General features: G+C 69.9%; 15 protein-coding genes and 2 pseudogenes. 3 read left to right on the forward strand and 14 right to left on the reverse strand.

Translation table 11 applies throughout. The features are described 5' to 3' along the window. Window positions 1-66 precede the first annotated feature (66 nt). From OG241_RS20055 to icmF, 5 genes and pseudogenes are all read right to left on the reverse strand, one after another. Window positions 67-1,233 (reverse strand): NAD(P)/FAD-dependent oxidoreductase, encoded by a 1,167-nt coding sequence (locus tag OG241_RS20055; RefSeq protein WP_405816910.1) that lies wholly within the window; start codon window positions 1,231-1,233, stop codon window positions 67-69. Continuing rightward, complete coding sequence (locus tag OG241_RS20060; RefSeq protein ID WP_405816911.1) at window positions 1,230-1,592, reverse strand: bifunctional 3-phenylpropionate/cinnamic acid dioxygenase ferredoxin subunit; 363 nt, start codon at window positions 1,590-1,592, stop codon at window positions 1,230-1,232. The genes OG241_RS20055 and OG241_RS20060 overlap by 4 nt, the downstream gene beginning before the upstream one ends. A gap of 253 nt (window positions 1,593-1,845) precedes the next feature. After that, entirely contained in the window at window positions 1,846-2,484 is a 639-nt protein-coding gene (locus tag OG241_RS20065; RefSeq protein WP_405816912.1) for an MBL fold metallo-hydrolase, read from the reverse strand. Next, window positions 2,481-3,566: pseudogene (locus OG241_RS20070) on the reverse strand (S-(hydroxymethyl)mycothiol dehydrogenase). Before OG241_RS20070 ends, OG241_RS20065 begins: the two are co-directional and overlap by 4 nt. 133 nt (window positions 3,567-3,699) lie before the next feature. After that, window positions 3,700-6,927 (reverse strand): fused isobutyryl-CoA mutase/GTPase IcmF, encoded by a 3,228-nt coding sequence (icmF, locus tag OG241_RS20075; protein ID WP_405826320.1) that lies wholly within the window; start codon window positions 6,925-6,927, stop codon window positions 3,700-3,702. A gap of 438 nt (window positions 6,928-7,365) precedes the next feature. Between icmF and OG241_RS20080 the strand changes: the two genes are divergently transcribed. After that, window positions 7,366-9,399 carry an FAD-dependent oxidoreductase gene (locus tag OG241_RS20080; RefSeq protein ID WP_405816913.1) on the forward strand — a complete coding sequence of 678 codons (2,034 nt, stop codon included), beginning with the start codon at window positions 7,366-7,368 and terminating at the stop codon, window positions 9,397-9,399. Between the two features lie 39 nt (window positions 9,400-9,438). After that, window positions 9,439-9,987, forward strand: coding sequence for a PadR family transcriptional regulator (locus tag OG241_RS20085; protein WP_405816914.1), 549 nt, complete (start codon window positions 9,439-9,441; stop codon window positions 9,985-9,987). A 75-nt stretch (window positions 9,988-10,062) separates the two neighbouring features. Here the strand turns inward: OG241_RS20085 and OG241_RS20090 are convergent, their stop codons facing one another. The 6 genes and pseudogenes from OG241_RS20090 to OG241_RS20115 all read right to left on the reverse strand — a co-directional run. Next, window positions 10,063-11,379, reverse strand: coding sequence for a cytochrome P450 (locus OG241_RS20090; protein ID WP_405826322.1), 1,317 nt, complete (start codon window positions 11,377-11,379; stop codon window positions 10,063-10,065). Window positions 11,380-11,584: 205 nt separating this feature from the next. Beyond that, window positions 11,585-12,178 carry a GTP-binding protein gene (locus OG241_RS20095; RefSeq protein ID WP_405816915.1) on the reverse strand — a complete coding sequence of 198 codons (594 nt, stop codon included), beginning with the start codon at window positions 12,176-12,178 and terminating at the stop codon, window positions 11,585-11,587. After that, window positions 12,153-12,533, reverse strand: coding sequence for a DUF742 domain-containing protein (locus OG241_RS20100; RefSeq protein ID WP_405816916.1), 381 nt, complete (start codon window positions 12,531-12,533; stop codon window positions 12,153-12,155). The genes OG241_RS20095 and OG241_RS20100 overlap by 26 nt, the downstream gene beginning before the upstream one ends. Beyond that, entirely contained in the window at window positions 12,530-12,931 is a 402-nt protein-coding gene (locus OG241_RS20105; protein ID WP_319090109.1) for a roadblock/LC7 domain-containing protein, read from the reverse strand. Before OG241_RS20105 ends, OG241_RS20100 begins: the two co-directional genes overlap by 4 nt. Continuing rightward, window positions 12,928-14,133 carry an ATP-binding protein gene (locus OG241_RS20110; RefSeq protein ID WP_405816917.1) on the reverse strand — a complete coding sequence of 402 codons (1,206 nt, stop codon included), beginning with the start codon at window positions 14,131-14,133 and terminating at the stop codon, window positions 12,928-12,930. The genes OG241_RS20105 and OG241_RS20110 overlap by 4 nt, the downstream gene beginning before the upstream one ends. 351 nt (window positions 14,134-14,484) lie before the next feature. Beyond that, window positions 14,485-14,772 (reverse strand): annotated as a pseudogene (locus OG241_RS20115) (DUF2087 domain-containing protein); the annotation flags it as partial. 266 nt (window positions 14,773-15,038) lie between these two features. On the opposite strand from OG241_RS20115, the gene OG241_RS20120 reads away from it, so the two are divergent. Beyond that, a complete protein-coding gene (locus OG241_RS20120; protein WP_405816918.1) occupies window positions 15,039-15,329 on the forward strand; it encodes a chaplin in 291 nt (96 codons plus the stop codon). Window positions 15,330-15,404: 75 nt separating this feature from the next. Here the strand turns inward: OG241_RS20120 and OG241_RS20125 are convergent, their stop codons facing one another. The 3 genes from OG241_RS20125 to OG241_RS20135 all read right to left on the reverse strand — a co-directional run bounded on the left by OG241_RS20125 (window position 15,405) and on the right by OG241_RS20135 (window position 17,361). Continuing rightward, window positions 15,405-16,274: a tyrosinase family protein gene (locus OG241_RS20125; protein ID WP_405816919.1), complete on the reverse strand. Its 870-nt coding sequence runs from the start codon at window positions 16,272-16,274 to the stop codon at window positions 15,405-15,407. Continuing rightward, the gene (locus OG241_RS20130; protein WP_405816920.1) at window positions 16,258-16,734 is read right to left on the reverse strand and encodes a tyrosinase family oxidase copper chaperone; all 477 of its coding nucleotides are present in this window, start codon (window positions 16,732-16,734) and stop codon (window positions 16,258-16,260) included. The genes OG241_RS20125 and OG241_RS20130 overlap by 17 nt, the downstream gene beginning before the upstream one ends. 117 nt (window positions 16,735-16,851) lie before the next feature. Then, the gene (locus OG241_RS20135; RefSeq protein WP_405816921.1) at window positions 16,852-17,361 is read right to left on the reverse strand and encodes a hypothetical protein; all 510 of its coding nucleotides are present in this window, start codon (window positions 17,359-17,361) and stop codon (window positions 16,852-16,854) included. Window positions 17,362-17,408: the final 47 nt, after the last annotated feature.

Here is a 17,408-nt window from a genome sequence, read left to right on the forward strand (position 1 = left end):
CGCAGGGGCGCACCAGCTAGGGGCGCGGGGAACTGCGCGCCCAGCCCCCACGGGCCCGCAGACGAATCACCGCACCGCCGGCGCAGCCAACTGCTTCCGCCACCGCACAAACAGCCGGGGCTGATTCATCCCAAGAGCGGCAACCGGCTCCCCGCCCCGCCGATAAACGGCAAGGACGTTACGGTCACCGACAGCCCCCTCCTCCACCGTCACACTGTCCGCGCCGCCCGAGTAACCCACGAACTGGATCTTCACCCCGTACTGATCGGACCAGAAATACGGCGGCCGAGGCACACCCGGCTCCACCGCCCCCCCGGCCAACAAGGCAGCCACGGCAGCAGCGGGACGCTCAAGCGCCCCTGTCCAGTGCTCGACGCGTCGATGCGCGCCCACCCGGGGGTCGTACCAGTTGGCGCAGTCGCCGACCGCGACCACACCGGCCAGGCTGGTGCGACCGTCCGCGCCGCACTTGACGCCGTTCTCCAGGGCCACGCCGGACCCCGCCAGCCAGTCGACGCAGGGCCGGGCACCCACCCCGACGACGACGATGTCGGCAGGCACGCTGCGCCCGTCGGCCAGCAGCACGGCCTCGACCCGCCGCTCCCCGCTCAGCCCCTTGACCCCGGTCCCGCACAGCAGCCGTACGCCGTGATCGGCGTGCAGGCCGGAGACGACGGCGCCCATGGTCTCGCCGAGTGGTCCGGCGAGCGGTGTCGGCGCGGCCTCGACGACCGTCACGTCGAGGCCGAGGGCGTACGCGGTGGAGGCGACCTCGGCGCCGATGAAGCCGCCGCCGATCACCACCAGCCGTCCGCCGAGGGCCAGTTCGTCGCGCAGGGCGCGGGCGTCGTCGAGGGTGCGCAGGGTGTGCACGCCGGTCAGGCCGTCGGCGCCCGGCAGGGTGCGGGCGGCGGCGCCGGTGGCGATGACGATGCCGTCGGCGCGTACGCCCCGGCCGTCGGCGAGGCGGACGGACCGGTCGGTGCGGTCGAGGCCGATCGCGCGGGTGCCGAGCAGCCACTCCGCGCCCAGGTCCTCGCCGTCCGCCTCCAGTCCGAGCTCCGCCTCGCCGAGGGTTCCGGCCAGGAACTCCTTGGACAACGGCGGTCTGTCGTACGGGCGATGGGCCTCGTCGCCGATCAGCACCAGCCGTCCGTCATAGCCCTGCTTGCGCAGGGAGCGCGCCGCCGACAGTCCGGCCAGCGAGGCGCCCACCACGGCCACCGTCCTCACGCGGGACCCCCGGCGAGCCGGGCCGCGACACAGGGGGGCAGGTTGGGGGCGTCCGTGGACACCTGGACGTAGATCATGCCGTCCTCGACGACGACCTCGTGCGTCCGCACCGGCAGCTTGGCCGGCGGGGAGTCGACGGCGCCGGTGCGCAGGTCGAACTTCGAGGCGTGCAGCGGGCATTCCACCTCGCAGCCCTCGAGCCAGCCGTCGGCGAGCGAGGCATCCTGGTGGGTGCAGGTGTCGTCGATGGCGAAGACCTCGCCGTCGTCGGTGTGGAACACCGAGACGGGCGGGTCGATGTCGAGCCGGAGAGCCTCACCTCGCGGGAGATCCGCGAGACGGCACGCGGGAATCATCATGACACCTCGGTGCGTATAGCGAAACGGATTGCGGTAAGCGCAACGTCAGTTTGAGGGCGCCCAGAACCCTTGTCAAGAAGTCCAGAGACCGGGATGAGCCCAAGGCGCGAGTTGCGCCATGAACAACTTCGCGCACATTGCACAACGTGAGACCAAGCGAGCCCGATGCCGGACCGAGCGCGTCGAAGCAGCTCGGACAGACATCGGGCAGGCATCAGGCAGGCATCAGCGGACATCAGGCAGACGTCAGGGGTCAGAAACCCCGGTCGATCCACTCCTGGAGGTGCGGGGCCTCGGCGGCGACGGTGGTGGTGTCCCCGTGCCCCGTGTATACGACGGTGTCGGCGGGCAGGGTCAGCAGCCGGTCGCGGATCGAGTCGACGATGGTCGGGAAGTGGGAGTAGGAGCGGCCGGTGGCCCCGGGGCCACCCGCGAAGAGCGTGTCGCCGCCGAAGAGGGCGCTCAGGGCGGGTGCGTACAGGCAGACCGCGCCCGGCGCGTGGCCGGGCGTGTGCAGCACCGTCAGCTCGATCCCGGCGACGGTCAGCACCTGGCCGTCGGTCAGCGTGGCGTCGGGTTCCCGCTCCGGGTGGGTCTGCTTCCACAGCGGCAGATCGTCGCCGTGGAGCAGGATCGGGGCGCCGGTGCGCGCGGCGAGCGCGGGCGCGGCGTCGATGTGGTCGTTGTGGGCGTGGGTGCACACGATGGCCCGCAGGGCGCGCCCGCCGAGAGCCGCCGCGATGGCGTCGGCGTCATGGGCGGCGTCGATGACGACCGCCTCGCTCTCGTCCCCGATGATCCACACGTTGTTGTCGACGTCCCAGGTGCCGCCGTCGAGCGAGAACGTGCCCGAGGTGATCAGCCGGTCGATACGAGCGCCGCCGGCCGTCACAGCACCACCACCGAGCGCAGTACGTCGCCGCCGTGCATCCGCTCGAACGCCTTCTCGACCTCGTCGAGCGCGATGGTCTCGGTCACGAAGGCGTCCAGGGGAAGGCGCCCCTGGAGATAGAGGTCGATGAGCATCGGGAAGTCGCGGGAGGGCAGGCAGTCGCCGTACCAGGACGACTTCAGCGAGCCACCGCGCCCGAAGACGTCGATCAGCGGCAGCTCCAGCTTCATCTCCGGCGTCGGCACGCCGACCAGGACCACCGTCCCGGCGAGGTCACGGGCGTAGAAGGCCTGCTTGTACGTCTCCGGGCGGCCGACCGCCTCGATGACGACATCGGCGCCGTTGCCGCCGGTCAGCTCGCGGATCGCCTCGACGGCGTCGGTCTCCCTGGAGTTGACCGTGTGCGTGGCGCCCAGTTTGCGGGCCGTCGCGAGCTTGTTGTCGTCGATGTCGACGGCGATGATCTTCGCGGCGCCGGCCAGGTTCGACCCGACGACGGCCGCGTCCCCGACCCCACCGCAGCCGATGACCGCGACGGAGTCGCCGCGACCGACGTTCCCGGTGTTGATGGCGGCGCCGATCCCGGCCATCACCCCGCACCCCAGCAGCCCGGCGACAGCGGACGAGGCGGCCGGGTCGACCTTGGTGCACTGCCCGGCCGCGACCAGGGTCTTCTCGGCGAAGGCGCCGATACCGAGGGCCGGCGACAGCTCCGTGCCGTCGAGCAGGGTCATCTTCTGCTTGGCGTTGTGCGTGTTGAAGCAGTACCACGGGCGCCCACGCAGACATGCCCGACAACTCCCGCACACAGCACGCTAGTTGAGGATCACGAAGTCACCGGGAGCCACGTCCGTGACCCCCTCGCCCACCGACTCCACGACCCCGGCGGCCTCATGGCCGAGCAGGAAGGGGAAGTCGTCGTTGATCCCGCCCTCGCGGTAGTGCAGGTCGGTGTGGCACACCCCGCAGGCCTGGATCCGGACCAGCGCCTCGCCCGGACCGGGGTCCGGCACGAGGATCGTCTCCAGGCTGACGGGGGCACCCTTGCCCCGCGCGACGACAGCACGGACCTGGTGAGTCATGACCACTCCTCGACTGGAACGAGAGATCCGAGCCGTACCTTGCTGCATTACGTTGCTCATTACGGCACGCATCTCATCTGTCGCAACACAGCATCGGGGAGCGCCGGGCCACGGTCAAGGAGCTGGAGGCTGCTCAGACGTTCCTCCGATACTGACCCCCGATCTCGAAGAACGCCTCGGTGACCTGGCGCAGCGTGCACACCCTGGCCGCGCCCATCAGTGCCTCGAAGGCGTTCTCGCCGCCCACGGCGGCCTCCTTCAGCCGGGCGAGCGCCTGCGCGGCCTCCGCTCCGTGCGCGTTCTGGAAGTCGCGGACGCGCGCGAGCTGGGACTCCTTCTCCGTCTCCGTGGCACGGGCGAGCTCGACCTCGTGGGGCGCCCCCTCGCCGCCGGGACGGCGGAAGGTGTTGACGCCGATGATCGGCAGCGTGCCGTCGTGCTTGCGCTGCTCGTACAGCATCGACTCGTCCTGGATGCGTCCGCGCTGGTAGCCGGTCTCCATGGCGCCCAGCACTCCACCCCGCTCGTTGATGCGATCGAACTCGGCGAGCACGGCCTCCTCGACCAGGTCGGTGAGCTGGTCGATGATGAACGACCCCTGGAGCGGGTTCTCGTTCATGGCGAGCCCCCATTCCCGGTTGATGATCAGCTGGATCGCCAGCGCCCGCCGCACCGACTCCTCGGACGGGGTCGTGACGGCCTCGTCGTAGGCGTTGGTGTGGAGCGAGTTGGCGTTGTCGTAGATGGCGATGAGCCCCTGCAGAGTGGTGCGGATGTCGTTGAAGTCCATCTCCTGGGCGTGCAGGGAGCGCCCCGAGGTCTGTACGTGGTACTTCAGCTTCTGGCTGCGCTCCCCCGCCCCGTACCGCTCCTTCATGGCGACGGCCCAGATCCGGCGCGCGACCCGGCCGAGGACGGAGTACTCCGGGTCCATCCCGTTGGAGAAGAAGAAGGAGAGATTGGGCGCGAAGTCGTCGATGGCCATCCCGCGCGCGAGATAGGCCTCGACGTACGTGAACCCGTTCGCGAGGGTGAAGGCGAGCTGGCTGATCGGGTTCGCCCCGGCCTCGGCGATGTGGTAGCCGGAGATGGACACGGAGTAGAAGTTGCGGACCTTCTGCTCGATGAACCACTCCTGGATGTCGGCCATCATCCGCAGCGAGAACTCGGTGGAGAACAGACAGGTGTTCTGCCCCTGGTCCTCCTTCAGGATGTCGGCCTGCACGGTGCCGCGCACGTTCGCGAGCGCGTACGCCCGCAGCTCGGCGGCCTCCTCCGGCGACGGATCGCGCCCCTCCGCCTCCCGGAACTTCGCTTCCTGCTGGTCGATGACGGTGTTGAGGAAGAACGCCAGCACGGTCGGCGCCGGGCCGTTGATCGTCATCGACACCGAGGTCGTCGGCGCGACGAGGTCGAACCCGTCGTAGAGCGCCTTCATGTCGTCGAGGGTGGCCACGGAGACGCCGGACGTGCCGACCTTGCCGTAGATGTCGGGGCGTTCGTCGGGGTCACGGCCGTAGAGGGTGACGGAGTCGAAGGCGGTGGACAGCCGGGTGGCTGGCTGGCCCTCCGACAGCAGCTTGAAGCGCCGGTTCGTACGGAACGGGTCCCCCTCCCCGGCGAACATCCGCGCCGGGTCCTCGCCGTCGCGCTTGAAGGGGAACACCCCGGCGGTGAACGGGAAGAGGCCGGGCAGGTTCTCCCGACGCCAGAACCGCACCAGCTCACCGTGGTCGGTGAAGGCGGGCAGCGCGACACGCGGAATCCGATTCCCCGAGAGAGACTCCCGACTGAGCTGGGTACGGATCTCCCGGTCCCGCACCTTCACCACCTGCTCCTCGCCGGAGTACGACGCCACGACCGCCGGCCAGTTCTGGATCTGGTCCCCGATCTCGTGCGGGAGACCGCGCCGGGCATCGGCGAGCAGCGCCTCCACGCCTCCCGCATCCGCTCCCGCCTCGACCAGCTCGCCCCGGACGGCGTCCAGCCGCTGCACCCGCCGGGCCGCGTCGGCAAGCACCTCGGTCCGGTCGTGATACGCCCGTACCGCCTCCGTGATCTCGGCGAGGTAGCGCACCCGCTCGGCGGGCACCACCCGCCGGATGCCGGAGGAGTGCCGTACGGCGACGGGCGCCAGGGCGCCGTCGACCAGCGGCAGCCCCCGCTCGGCCAGACCGGCCCGCAGATGCTGGTAGAGCGCGGTGACACCGTCATCGTTGAAGGTGGCGGCGGAGGTGCCGAACACCGGCATGTCCTCGGGCTTCTGCCCGAACGCCTCACGGTTACGGACGAGTTGACGCCCCACGTCACGCATCGCGTCCTTGGCACCGCGCCGCTCGAACTTGTTGATCGCCACGACGTCGGCGAAGTCGAGCATGTCGATCTTCTCCAACTGCGAGGCGGCACCGAACTCCGGCGTCATCACGTACATCGAGGTGTCGACGTACGGCACGATGGCGGCGTCACCTTGCCCGATTCCGGGCGTCTCCACAATCACCAGGTCGAACCCGGCGGCCTTGACGACATCGATCACGTCGGACAGGTGCTCGGGCAGCTCACGGCTCCCACGCGTGGCCAGGCTCCGGAAGAAGACCCGACTGCCGTCCAGGGAGTTCATCCGGATGCGGTCACCGAGCAGCGCCCCGCCACCCCGGCGCCGGGTCGGGTCGACGGCGATCACGGCGATCCGCAGCTTGTCCTGCTGGTCGACCCGGAACCGCCGTACGAGTTCGTCGGTGAGCGACGACTTCCCGGAGCCGCCGGTCCCGGTGATACCGAGCACCGGCGTGACCCGCGCGGCAGCGGCGGCACGCACCTGACTGAGCAACTCCTGTGGCAGCTTGCCCAGTTCGGCACCGGTGATGGCGCGGGCGATGGCGAACCGATCGCCGGTGAGCACAGCGGAGGCGTCAACGGCCTTGCTGTCCCAGAGATCGAAGTCGCAGTCCTTCACGACCGAGTTGACCATCCCGGCGAGACCCATCCGCTGCCCGTCCTCGGGCGAGAAGATGGTCACGCCGCTGCGGCGCAGCCGGGCGATCTCCTCGGGCACGATGACCCCGCCGCCACCCCCGACCACCTGGATGTGCTCGGCACCCTGCCCGCGCAGCGACTCGACCAGATACTCGAAGTACTCGACATGCCCGCCCTGGTACGACGAGACGGCCACGCCGTGCGCGTCCTCCTCCAACGCCGCGTCCACGACCTCCCGCACCGACCGGTTGTGCCCCAGGTGGATCACCTCGGCCCCCTGGGACTGGAAGATCCGCCGCATGATGTTGATCGAGGCGTCATGCCCGTCGAACAGCGCGGACGCTGTGACCAGGCGAACCGGATGCACGGGACGGTGGAGATCGTTCACGGTCATGGGGGCCTTCCCAAAACGCGCCCGGGAGCGCGACATGGATTTACTTGGACGTCCTAGTAAATAGGATACTAGGACGTCCAAGTAAATCCCAGGAGAGCCACGCCACCGGGCACCTCTTCAGCGCCGCCCCGCACCTTCAGCCCGTCCGCCACCCTCTCAGTGCCGTCCCGCACCTTCAGCCCGTCCGGCACCCTCTCAGCGCCGGCCCGCCCCTCCAGCCCGTCCGGCGTTTGAGGACGAGGCCCCTTCAGGGCCGATGGGGGGTCTGGGGGCACAGCCCCCAGGAACAGGACGGGACGGGTAGGGGCGGCGGGGGCGAAACAACACCCCCCAATGTGCCGCACACCATTATGCAACTAGTTGCACAACCCCATCCCCGTCCTCTACAAAGGCACAAAGGGCAACAACGACCCCGCCCCCGGAGGCAGCCCCATGAGCCACTACCCCCACCTTCTGGCCCCCCTGAACCTCGGCTTCACCACCCTCCCCAACCGCGTCCTCATGGGCTCCATGCACATAGGCCTCGAAGAGGCCGACCAAGGCTTCGAACGCATGGCCGAGTTCTACGCAACCCGAGCCCGCGGCGGCGTAGGCCTCATCGTCACCGGCGGCATCGCCCCCAACGACGCCGGCCGCCCGGCCGAGGGCGGAGCCAAGCTCACCACCGACGCCGAAGCCGACCAGCACCGGACGATCACCGACGCCGTACACCGCGAGGGCGGCAGGATCGCGATGCAGATCCTGCACTTCGGCCGGTACGCCTACCACCAGAACCTGGTCGCCCCGAGCCCCCTCCAGGCCCCGATCAGCCCCTTCACCCCCCACGAACTCACCGACGCCGAGGTCGAGCAGACCATCGACGACTACGCCCACGCCGCCCTCCTCGCCCGCCGGGCCGGCTACGACGGCGTGGAGATCATGGGCTCCGAGGGCTATCTGATCAACGAGTTCATCGCCGCCGGCACCAACCACCGCACCGACCGCTGGGGCGGCTCCTACGAGAACCGCACGCGCTTCCCGCTCGAAACAGTCCGCCGCGTACGCGAAGCGGTCGGCGAGGACTTCATCCTCATCTACCGTCTGTCGATGCTGGACCTGGTCCCGGGCGGCTCCACGTTCGACGAGGTGGTCACCCTCGCCAAGGCCGTCGAGTCGGCCGGCGCGACCATCATCAACACCGGCATCGGCTGGCACGAGGCCCGGATCCCCACCATCGCCACCTCGGTGCCGCGCGGCGCGTACACCTGGGTGACGAAGAAGCTCATGGGCGAGGTCGGCATCCCCCTCGTGACCACCAACCGCATCAACACCCCCGAAGTCGCCGAGGAGTTGCTCGCCGACGGCTTCGCGGACATGGTGTCGATGGCCCGCCCGATGCTCGCCGACCCCTTCTTCGTCGCCAAGGCACGCGAGGGGCGTCCCGAGGCGATCAACACCTGCATCGGCTGCAACCAGGCATGCCTGGACCACACCTTCAGCGGGAAGATCACCTCCTGCCTGGTCAACCCACGCGCCTGCCACGAGACGGAACTGCTCCTCACCCCCACCCGCCTCCGCAAGCGGGTCGCCGTCATCGGCGCCGGCCCCGCCGGCCTCGCCTGTGCCGTCTCCGCCGCCGAACGCGGCCACGAGGTCACCCTCTTCGACGCGGCGCCCGAGATCGGCGGCCAGCTGAACGTGGCCCGCAAGGTCCCCGGCAAGCAGGAGTTCGACGAGACCCTGCGCTACTTCCGCCACCAGCTCGACGCCCACGGCGTGGACGTACGCCTCAACACCCCGGTGACAGCGGCCGACCTGGCGAACCACGAGGCTGCCGCGAACTTCGACGAGATCGTCGTCGCCACCGGCGTCAGCCCCCGCACCCCCGACATCCCCGGCATCGACCACCCGAGCGTCGTCGGCTACCTCGACGTACTGCGCGACAACGCGCCCGTCGGCGACCGCGTCGCGATCCTCGGCGCGGGCGGCATCGGCTTCGACGTCGCCGAGTTCCTCACCGACGGCGGCGACAAGGCGAGCGAGGACCCGGCGGCGTACTTCCGCGCCTGGGGCGTCGACACGGACTACCGCACCCCGGGCGGACTGGCCGCACCCGAACGCCCCACCCCTCCCCGCAGCGTCCACCTGCTCCAGCGCAAGGCGACCAAGGTCGGCGCCGGACTCGGCAAGACCACAGGCTGGATCCACCGCACCGAACTCAAGCACCGGGGCGTCACCATGGTCCCGGGCGTCCGGTACGACCGGATCGACGACGCCGGTCTGCATGTCACCGTCGACGGCACCTCGACCGTCCTGCCGGTCGACACCGTCGTCCTGTGCACCGGCCAGGACCCGCGCCGCGACCTGTACGACGCGCTGCTCGCCGCCGGTCGCAGCGTGCACCTGATCGGCGGCGCCGACGTGGCGGCGGAACTGGACGCCAAACGCGCCATCAAGCAGGGCACCGAGGTGGCGGCGGCGCTCTGACACCCGCACAGGTAACTCTCCGCTCCCTAGGATTGAGCCATGTCCCTCCCGCACGCGATCCTCACCGCCCTGCTCGAAAAGCCGTCCTCGGGGCTGGAGTTGACCCGCCGGTTCGACCGGTCGATCGGCTACTTCTGGTCGGCCACGCATCAGCAGATCTATCGCGAGCTGGGAAAACTCGAGGCCGACGGGCACATCCGCGCCCTGCCCACCGAGCAGCCGACCCGCGGGCAGAAGAAGAGCTACGAGGTCCTGCCCGCGGGCCGCGCCGAACTGGCCCGCTGGACCTCCGCGTCCCAGGACCCGAAGCCGTACCGCGACACGATGCTGCTGCGGCTGCGCGCGTCGGCGGTCGTCGGCACCGAGGGCATCGAGGCCGACCTGCGCCGCCATCTCGCCCTGCACCAGAGCCAGTTGGCCGAGTACGAGGAGATCGAGAAGCGCGATTTCCAGCCCGCCCGCGACGCCCCCCAGGACCGCCTGCGGCACCTGGTCCTGCGGGCGGGCATCGACCTGGAGACCTTCTGGACCCAGTGGCTCACGCACGCCCTGGCCGAGTTCGAGCAGCTGCCCGGCGAAAACGGCTGAGCGCCCCGCGCCCGAGGCCGACCTCACCTCGGACACAGGGCGCTCAGGGCACCCAGACCACTCGACTCAGAACACTCAGATCCGGAAAACGTCCAGGAAGGAGCTCCAGAAACCCTTCTTGCGCGGTTCCTGACGGGCCGCCGGAGCCGGGGCCTGCTGCGGCACCGGACGGGGGGCCGGTTCGGCCGCCGGCATCGGCGCCAGGTTGCGCAGGGCCGCGGCCATGCGGGTGGCCGGCGTCGGGCTGAACCGCACCGGGAGTGCGGCGAGCGCGCGGTGGAAGGGGCCCGGACGCCACAGCAGGCTGTCCTGCGGGACCGCGAGGGTCAGGTCGGGCAGCGCGTTGAGGATCCTCTCGATCGCCGTGAGCGCGATGACCTGGGCCGGGTCCTTGGCGGGGCAGGCGTGCGGGCCCGCGCCGAAGGCCAGGTGCGCGCCCTTGCTGGCCACCTGCCGGGCCTCGCTCAGCGCCGGGTCGCTGTTGGCGGCGGCGAAGCTGATGACGACCGGGCTGTTCGCCTCGACCGGTACGCCACCGAGGTCGACATCCTGCAGCGCGTAGTGCGTCGCGTAGTTGGCGATGGGCGGGTTGTTCCACAGCACGTGCTCGATGGCTTCCTCGACCAGCATGCCGCTGCCCCGCTCGGAGGTGCCGTCGGACAGCAGCAGGAGCAGGGCGCTGGCTATCAGGTTGCGCTGGGGTTCCAGGCCCGCGCCCATCGTCACGATCAGCTGGTCCCGCAGCTCCTCGTCGTTGAGGCCCGCCGGGTGCTGGATGAGCCAGGAGGTCACGTCGTCGCCGGGCTCGCGGCGCTTGAGCGTGATCAGCTCCTGGAGGCAGGTGGCGACCTGTTCGATGCCCTTGATGGCGTCGTCCTGGCCGTCGAACATGGCGGCCATGCCGGTGGTGAGGCGGTCGCCGATGTCCGCCGGGCAGCCGAAGATCTTGTTGAACAGCAGGAGCGGGATCAGCTTGGCGTAGTCGTTGAGGAGGTCGGCCCGCCCCCGCTCGCTGAACTGGTCGATCAGGTAGTCGGCGATGGGTTCGACATCCCGCCGGATCCGGCTGATGCTCAGCTTGGCCAGGCTCTCGGTGACGGCCTTGCGCAGCCGCAGGTGCACCGCGCCGTCCGTGAACAGGACGTTGGGCCGGTACATCATCATCGGCAGGACCGGGCTGTCGAGGGAGATACGGCCCTCGTTGAGCGCGGCCCAGCGGCGTGAGTCGCGGGAGAACAGGGTGGTGTTCTGGAGCACCCTGAGGGCCATCTCGTGCTGGACGACGAGCGTGGCGTCCACACCGGGGGCGAGTTCGACGGGTGCCGCCGGGCCGTTGGTGCGCAACTGGTCGTAGATGCGGTGCGGTTCGGCGGCGAAGTCGGCGCCGTGCATGGGGCATCTGGCGGGCGCGCTCGGCGTGGCACCCGCGTGCTGTGTGTCCATGGAGGTTCCTTAGGGTTCCCCACGCCTGGGGGCGGGGGACGGGGGTGAGGAAAAACCTTGTGCGGGGCCCTGTGCCGGATGGTCCGGGCCCCTGGCCGGACCCTCTGTCCGGACCCCCCGTGCGGGGAGGGGACCGACAGAGAGGAACCGGTGCTCAGGCCGCGCGCGTGAGCAGGTGCTGGACGAGGGCGATCAGCGCTCTCGCCGAGGACGTCTGGTCCCGGGCGTCGCAGTAGACGACCGGGGTGTCGGGCAGCAGATCGAGCGCCTCGCGGATCTCGTCCTCGTCGAAGTCGCCGCCCGCCGGGTCGAAGGTGTTGACGGCGATGGCGTACTCCAGGCCGTACTTCTCGACCAGGTCGATCACCGGAAACGTTTCGGCCAGCCGTGACGGGTCGACCAGGAGCAGGGCTCCGAGCGCGCCGCGGGCCATGTCCTCCCACAGCTGCATGAAGCGCTGCTGACCGGGCGTACCGAACAGGTACAGCACCAGTTCGTCGCTCAGCGTGAGCCGTCCGAAGTCCAGCGCGACCGTGGTCGTCTGCTTGTCCGGCGCACCCTTCAGGTCGTCCACGTGGGCGGACGCCTGGGTCATCTTCTCCTCGGTGCGCAGCGGGGCGATCTCCGACAGCGAGCCGATGTACGTGGTCTTGCCCACGGCGAAGTGCCCTACGACAAGGATCTTCGCGGTGGTGGTGACCGCGTCTGAGACGTAGATCGTCTCAGCCGTAGAGCGATTCGAGTCCATGCAGCACCTTTTCGATGATTCCTCTGTCGACGGACTGGGCGCGTGGGGGCGCGGCACGGCGCAGGAGATGACCCTGTTCGAATAAATCTGTCAGCAGGAGTCGGGCGACACCCACCGGCAGCGACAGGTGTGCGGCGACCTCCGCGACGGAGAGGTAGCCACCGCCGCACAGGTCCCAGATGGCCCGTACCTCGGGGCTGGCGCCGAGCGGCACCTCCCGGTCGGGAGCCAGTGTGACCAGGGTGTGCAGGGACAGATCGTCGGCGGTCGGCAGCCGTCGCCCGCCCGTGATGACGTACGAGCGGACGAAGTCGCTGGTGACCGTGACCGGAGCTTCCTCGCCGGGCGCGTTCATGCGTCCGCACCGGCGTTCTGACGCGGCGGGGTGGTCATGGCCTTGCCGAGCGCCCCGACCTGCTGCTGCATCCGGAACGACATGGCCTCCATGTCGACGTCCAGCGCCGCCGACACGGCGAGGTAGGCGCCGCTGCCCGCGGCTATCAGGAAGATCCAGCCGCCGTCGTACTCGATGAGCGTCTGCTTCCACAGACCGAGTCCGAAGCCGACGAAGGGGGCGACGGCCCGGCTCAGGGACTGCATCGAGCTCATGGCGGCGGCGTTGGTCTCCGCCGCGTCGCGCTCGATGTCACTGGACCGCTCCAGCAGGAGGCCGTCGGCCGAGACGAGGATCGCGTGACGGGCGCCGCGCACCTGCAGCACGTCGTTCAGCACCCACGACAGATCGGGATTCACTGGTCCTGTGGTCCTTCCATGGTCGTCGTGTCCCGCCCGAGCAGCGTTCCGCGCTGGAACGCACCGATACGTGAGGCCGTCACCTCTGTGTTGTGCTCCGGCTGGGCCGGTTCCGCCGGCGGTGGCACCACCGCGACCGGGCTGCCGCGCCGCCGCCGCTTGGGCAGGCCGCCCGCCGTCGTCCCGATCGGACGCGGTGGTCCGCCGGGGGTGGCGACCGGGGTCAGCCGCTGCGGGGCGACCGGGACCTCGGCCCTGGGCTCAGCCTCGGCGGCCCTGGGTTCGGGCTCTGGAACGTCCGTCGTCAACAGGTTCTCTGGCAAGAGAATCACCGCCCGTACGCCGCCGTAGGGGGACACCGAATCGACCGACACCTTGAAGCCGTACCGGGTGGCGAGCATCCCGGACACGGCGAAGCCGAACTTCGGCGGGTCGCCGAGGCTCGTGAGGTCGACCGGTGCCTGCGGGGAGAGAAGGACGGTGGCGCGTGCCTTCTCCTCCGTGTTCATACCGAGTCCGGCGTCGTCGACGATCAGGCAGACACCGGTGGGCACTGCCTGGATGTTGACGTCGACGCGGGTGCCGGGCGCGCTGTAGTTGGTGGCGTTGGCCAGCAGTTCGGCGAGGACGACCGCGATGGGCTCGACGGCCCGGCTGGCCACCGTGACGTTCACCTGGGTGTTGATGGTGACGCGGTCGAAGTGCTTGATACGGCCCTGGGCACTGCGGGCCACGTCGTACACGGAGGCGGTGGTCTCGCGTCGGCCGAGCCAGCCGCCGCACAGCACGGCGATGCCCTGGGCACGCCGGCCGAACTGGCTGTTGGTGTGGTCGATCATCATCAGGTCGCCGAGGACCTGTTCGTCGTCGCCGTAACGGCGCTGCGACTTCTCGATGATGAGCTGCTGTTCGTCGGCGAGTACCTGGAGGGTCCGCATCGCGGACTTCAGGACTGCCTTGGTGTCTACCTCCGCGTCCTTGCGCACGGCCGCGAGGTCGCCGGCGTGCTGTGCGTTCAGTTGGGTGTATTCCGCATAGAGGCGGTCGCGTTCACTCTGTGCGGCGTCGCGGGCGCTCTGCAGGTCGTTGCTCTTCCTGCGGAGCGCCATGTTGGTTCTCCGGGCCCGCATCACTGCGACGACCGCAGCGACCAGGACCACGAGCAAGATCCACAGCAGTGGATCCTGGATCAATGACGTCATGAGACTCTCTTCAAGTCGCCTTGCGACAGGAGCAGTTGCAGTCCGATGGGTCCTGGCCCGTAACTAGGGCCCCGCCCGGTGGCGAACCTTACCGGCGGACCAACTCAGCTACTCCTTCGCGATGGGGGCCCTTAGAGACTGTCCCCCGTGCGCGTGGCGCGCCTCAGCCTACTGAAAGTGGGATGATCTTATCAGTCAAGTAACCGTCAAAAAGGTTCCGCTTACGCTTACTTGGAGACCTTCACAAGGGATTCGCGAACGGGCCCACGACGGTCAGGACCCCGACGGCACCCGGACGCGCGGAGGGCCCGCTCCCCGGTTTCCCGGGGAGCGGGCCCTCCGTACGTGCTCTCAGGCGGCGTCGGCGACGCTTGAACCGCCCTCGGCGGGCCGCCAGTAGACGCCCTCGCTGCGCCGCAGGTGCTGCAGGTCCACCAGATAGCGGCGCAGCGTCACATGGTCGATACGGCTCGCGCCCTCGCACCACACCCGCAGCCGCTCGTCGACGAGCCGCTCCGCGTACTCGATGCCGGGCTCGAAGGTCTCCTCGGCGATGTGCCGGAGCACGATCAGCTTCCGGCTCCAGCGGGCGGGCAGCCGCACGAGTGAGCCGTCCTCCCGTACGAAGGTCCGCAACACGTTCTCGATCTGCTGCCGCTCGTACTGCTCTGCTTGCTCGGATGCCATGCCCGCGAGGCTAACGCGTGCACGGACGGCCTCCCACCACTTTTCCCGTCACCTTTTCCCGCCCGCGCTCCGGACCGTTCCCCGGACCGCTCTCCTGATCGCTCTTCGAAAAGGGTGACACCGGGCGGAACGCCGTTACCAGGCGTGAGCGGGCGCGTTGTAGGGGAAGTGCGGGCGCGAGTCGAGCGTCCGCACTCATCGAACCAAAGGAGAACGTGATGTCTCGCATCGCGAAGGCAGCCGTCGCCGCGCTCGGCACCGGTGCCGTGGTGCTCGGCGGTGCCGGTATGGCCACGGCTGACGCCGGTGCCCAGGCCGCGGCCGTCGACTCGCCCGGCGTCCTGTCCGGCAACGTCCTGCAGGTCCCGATCCACGTGCCCGTCAACGTGTGCGGCAACTCGGTCAGCGTGATCGGCCTGCTGAACCCGGCCTTCGGCAACACCTGCGTCAACGTCAGCGACCACGACGGCCACAAGGGCAACCCCGGCCCCGGCGGATACGGCAGCTGACACGCCGTACGGCACACACCGGAAGAGCCCCGACGGACCCACCGTCGGGGCTCTTCCGCATCCGTACCTCATGACCTAGGCGTACCGGTAGATGCCGCTGTGGTCCTCCAGCTCGTCCGGGGTCAGGTCCCACGGCGGCAGTTTCTCGTGCCGGGCGACGACCCGGCCGCGCTGGGGGTCGCCGACCCTTGGCGGCCGGTCGGGCAGATAGCGGGTAGCGGCCCCGTGCCGGAGCTGCCAGCGCGACCAGCACAGGTCGACGAAGGCGTGGTGCAGCCAGAAGACGGGGTCATTGACGGAGGCACCGCCGACCATGTGCCCGCCGACCCAGCGGTGGACGCGGTTGTGGTTGCGCCACGAGCCGGGGCCCCGCCCGCTCCCCCACCCTTCGAGCCTGTTGCGGAACCCCTTCGTGGACGTCGAGTTCCACGGCGACACGTCGTACACGGGATCGGCGAGGGCCGACTCCAGGTCCTGCCGGGTCGGCAGCGCGATCGGCTCCCGGACCCGGCCGAGATCCCGGGTGAGGAACTCGCCGTCGGTGACGCTCTCGTTGATGGTCCAGTCACCCTGGTCGTAGGCGAACGGCCCGGTCATCACCCGCTGGTCCGAGAAGCGCCCGGTACCGCCGAGCAGATCCTCGCTCCAGGGGGACCCGGCGGCCGTCCGGTCCCGGGTCCAGTCCCAGTAGGGCAGCGTCACCGACGGGTCCACGCGCTGCAACGCCTGCTCCAAGTCCAGCAGGAACTGCCGGTGCCAGGGCAGGAAGGACGGCGCCATGTGGGCCGTACGCAGGCCCTTCTCGCCGTCGGAGACGTAGTACTCGATGTGCGTGCGCACGAATTCGTCGTACTCGCCCCGCCGTTTGATCTCCATCAGCGCCCCGACGAACCGCCGCCGCTCACCGCGCGTCAGCGTGCTGACGTCCTTACGCGTGTACGCCATGACCGACCTCTCCCCCGCCGGCGACCGTCAACTGCCGCCCGGGCCCCAGCTCGTCGACGGCGGCGCGGGCCGCCTCCAGGGCCGTGGGGTACGAGCGGTAGTGGTCGACCATGCTCAGATACGTCCCGTCCGCGCGCCGCATCAGATGCAGTGGCCGCCCGTCCACGGTGACGTGCCACCGCCCCTCGCCCGGCGCGCGCATCGCCTGCGCCATGTGGTCGAGGTGATCCGCGCCCCCGGCGTCGGTCTTCAGACCGCGCAGTCGGCGGCCCCGGTACGTCTCGTCGAAGGACGACGCCTCGTCACCGTCCGGCTTCCCCCGGGGCCACGCGGCGGCGACGACCGGGACGACGGCCAGGGCGAGGGCCGACACGCACAGGGCACGCAGCGCCTCCCGCCGCGTCCCGGAACAGGCACGGGGCCCTGCCGGGCCCCGTGGTTCTCTTCTGACGAACAACACTCTCTCCCCATCTCCTCGTTCGGGTTCGTTCGTTTGCGGCGACCGCCCGGAGACCGGGCCCGGCTGTCGACTCCGGGTCCAGAGGGTCCAGTTCGTCAGGTTCCGTGACCGCCCTGGCTACATGGAGCCGAGCCCCAGGACGCCCGTGGGGGACGTCTGCAGCAGCGGGGTCAGTACGGCGGCCTGCGGCTGCTTGAGCATGGGCAGGCCGAACACCTCGGGGTTGGGCGCGGTCAGCGGGGTGTCGACGGACAGGCCGGGGGTCAGGGTCCGCAGGTCGGCCGCGGGGACGCTGACGCCGGCCTCGTCGAAGCCCTTGCCGAGCACCTGCGGCAGCGGCGCCTGGGCCGACAGACCGGGCAGCGCCGCACCCATCGGCACCTGCGGCAGCGCGCTGGCCGGGATCATCTGCCCCTCGACGTACCGCGGCCCCTGGGGCACGCCCGGCGTCAGCAGCGGCAGTTCGCCGCCGACCTTGGGCAGGCTCACGTTGAGGGACTTCTCGACGCCGTCCAGCGGTACGGGTACGGGGACCGTGCCGGCCGCGACGGCGGGGGCCGCGGAGCCCACCGCCGCCGCCACGCCGGTGAGAACAGCGGCGGCAAGGATTCGAGTGGTCGACTTCATGGCAGGTGCGGTCCTTTACAGGAATCGGGGGTGTACGTCCGTATCGC

The sequence above is a fragment of the Streptomyces sp. NBC_01390 genome (assembly GCF_045040105.1).
Classification (GTDB): domain Bacteria; phylum Actinomycetota; class Actinomycetes; order Streptomycetales; family Streptomycetaceae; genus Streptomyces.

Bases quoted from the DNA above. Each gene is read 5' to 3' on its own strand.
- OG241_RS20135 (WP_405816921.1), bottom strand. From the start codon at position 17,361: ATGAAGTCGACCACTCGAATCCTTGCCGCCGCTGTTCTCACCGGCGTG.
- OG241_RS20090 (WP_405826322.1), bottom strand. From the start codon at position 11,379: ATGCACGGCGCCGACTTCGCCGCCGAACCGCACCGCATCTACGACCAG.
- OG241_RS20085 (WP_405816914.1), top strand. From the start codon at position 9,439: ATGTCCCTCCCGCACGCGATCCTCACCGCCCTGCTCGAAAAGCCGTCC.
- OG241_RS20060 (WP_405816911.1), bottom strand. From the start codon at position 1,592: ATGATGATTCCCGCGTGCCGTCTCGCGGATCTCCCGCGAGGTGAGGCT.
- OG241_RS20110 (WP_405816917.1), bottom strand. From the start codon at position 14,133: ATGACGTCATTGATCCAGGATCCACTGCTGTGGATCTTGCTCGTGGTC.
- OG241_RS20125 (WP_405816919.1), bottom strand. From the start codon at position 16,274: ATGGCGTACACGCGTAAGGACGTCAGCACGCTGACGCGCGGTGAGCGG.
- OG241_RS20080 (WP_405816913.1), top strand. From the start codon at position 7,366: ATGAGCCACTACCCCCACCTTCTGGCCCCCCTGAACCTCGGCTTCACC.
- OG241_RS20120 (WP_405816918.1), top strand. From the start codon at position 15,039: ATGTCTCGCATCGCGAAGGCAGCCGTCGCCGCGCTCGGCACCGGTGCC.
- OG241_RS20095 (WP_405816915.1), bottom strand. From the start codon at position 12,178: ATGGACTCGAATCGCTCTACGGCTGAGACGATCTACGTCTCAGACGCG.
- OG241_RS20100 (WP_405816916.1), bottom strand. From the start codon at position 12,533: ATGAACGCGCCCGGCGAGGAAGCTCCGGTCACGGTCACCAGCGACTTC.